The sequence below is a fragment of the Bacteroides sp. CAG:633 genome, from assembly GCF_000435115.1.
Taxonomy (GTDB): domain Bacteria; phylum Bacteroidota; class Bacteroidia; order Bacteroidales; family Bacteroidaceae; genus Bacteroides; species Bacteroides ndongoniae.
The window spans coordinates 1-2,060 of the sequence record NZ_FR882981.1 but is presented as its reverse complement, the minus strand read 5'-3'; the positions used below and the strand labels follow the sequence as shown (position 1 = coordinate 2,060).

3 protein-coding genes are annotated in these 2,060 nt (G+C 51.1%); all 3 read left to right on the top strand.

Going from position 1 to position 2,060, the window contains the following annotated elements; genetic code table 11:
* Window positions 1–641 (top strand): polymorphic toxin type 10 domain-containing protein (locus tag QVP67_RS01910; protein WP_288179795.1); only part of this gene is annotated, 641 nt, incomplete at its 5' end.
* Window positions 625–1,071: a hypothetical protein gene (locus tag QVP67_RS01905; protein WP_288179794.1), complete on the top strand. Its 447-nt coding sequence runs from the start codon at window positions 625–627 to the stop codon at window positions 1,069–1,071. The genes QVP67_RS01910 and QVP67_RS01905, both read left to right, overlap by 17 nt.
* A gap of 11 nt (window positions 1,072–1,082) precedes the next feature.
* Window positions 1,083–2,060: DUF6443 domain-containing protein (locus QVP67_RS01900; RefSeq protein WP_369677336.1), on the top strand; the 978-nt coding region annotated here is incomplete at its 3' end.

The following is a 2,060-nucleotide window of genomic DNA, read 5'->3' as shown; positions in this document are numbered from 1 at the left end:
TGGCGGAGAAACTGTATGGATGGGCACCGTACGCTTACTGCTATGATAACCCGATAAAGCATGTCGATAAAGACGGTAAGATAGGTGAAACTGTTTGGGATGTTTTTAGCCTGATAATGGGCGTAGAGAGTTTTACCGAAAATGTCAGTCAGGGAAACATCGGAGCCGCCGTTTTAGATGGTGTAGGAATTATTGCTGATGCGGTTGCTGTTGCATTACCGTTAGTTCCGGGAGGTGCGGGTGCTGCCATCAAGGGAGCACGGGCGGTAGATAAGGCTGTGGATGCGGTTAGTTCTGCAAGTAAAGCTGAAAATGTCGTTCGAGGTAGTTCCAAAGCCCGTTTTTTGGGGGATGTAGATGGCAAATTGATAGATACGCAGGCTACACCGAAAGGCAGTTACATCCAACCCGATGGTTCTAGAACTGATGTTTTACAAGATAAACCTCATCTAAATAAAATCGGAAAAGGCAAAGTTGAAAATGTGGGAACCAGTCATACGCATAATAAAGGCCAGAATATAGATAAAGAAGGTAAAGTACACGAGTTTATTGAGGATAAAGCTCACGTTCCCACATATGAGGAAGTCACCAATATCAGCAATGGGATAGCAAAAAAGAAGAAAAATGGGAAAAAAGATTAATATGAAATATATATATACAAATGAAGAAACTGATGCTGTCAGCATCTATGAGTGTCTGATAAAAAATATTTGTTTTGGCAAGTTTGAGACGAGAATATATATTGACTGGAGCCAAGGATATGGAAGTTTTGTAGTAAAATGTGCCTATCCGAGCATGGTGGAGTATAACTTTACAACTATTTCAGATGATGAATTTACAGACTGTCAAAGGATGGTGCTAAATCATTTGGAAATAACCGGTTTTTCCTACTTGAAAGATGACAGTGGGTATTTTATTCAATTTGATTTTGATAATTATCCTGTTGGGTATATCCGAATGCATTGCACCCAATTCACCTTTGAGGCTCCTTCATTGCCCTTATGCGCCGGTGGAAACGAACATCGCATTCCCTGGGATCCCATAAAGATTGAGGATCCTTTGGATAATTAAGTCATGGCAAACTGCCGCTGATTCTGAAAAACATCCCTGCCTCTTGTATCGGAGAGCAGGGATGTTTCTTTAATTACAAGCAGTACTCCGGCATCACCCCCGGACACCGCTCGCTGGTCACCCTGCACGAATACGACAGCCACCGCCGCCCCTGGCGGACCTGGCTCCCCGCCCTCTCGGACCAGGGGACCGACTGCCTGAACGACACATCCGCACTGAAAGCCTCTTCCCGACAACTGGCGGGAAACGATTCCCGGCCTTACTCGACAACCATCTACGGCGCCTTGCCGCTGAACGGACCCAAGGAACAGTATGCAGCCGGAAGCCGCTGGTACGAGGCCGGAAAGCGTACCTGCACGTCGCATGCGGCCAGCGAAAGCTCGTCCGCTTCCGACTACTTCCTGAGGGCTTTCTTCCTGATAGGAGATGAATACCTCGTCTCCTCCACGGGCTTCACGGCATTCGTCACCGAAACCGACGACGAGGACGGGCACCGACTGCTGGAGTTCCGCGACGAAGAGGACCGACTGCTGCTCTCGCGCAGCATCGACGGGGACGAAAGCCATTCCACCTATTACGTCCACGACGACGCGGGCAGGCTGCGCTATGTCTTCTCGCCCGAGGACAACGGGCGCGTGGAGGCATACATAGCCCAACACGGCACCTGGCCTCTTTCACTCGACACCATCCTGACCTTCCCGCACGCGACGGCCTACCTTTACGACGGGCTGGGGCGTTGCATCTTCCGACGACTTCCGGGCTGTGAGCCATCCTACTCCGTCTATGACAAGGGGGGACGGGCCATCTTCACACAGGACGGCGTGGAGCGCAGTGCAGGCCGCTGGTCCTTCTCCCTGCCCGACGCCTTCGGACGGGCCACCGTCAACGGCGTATGCTCCAACACGCTGTCCTACGCATCGGAACCCCTGCGCGATGCGGTGGTCAAGGCCACGCGCGGCACAGGCGGGCTCTACGGCTACAACGTTTCG

What these genes read in the sequence shown, in the direction of transcription:
- QVP67_RS01905 (WP_288179794.1), top strand. Translation starts at nt 625, where the DNA reads ATGGGAAAAAAGATTAATATGAAATATATATATACAAATGAAGAAACT.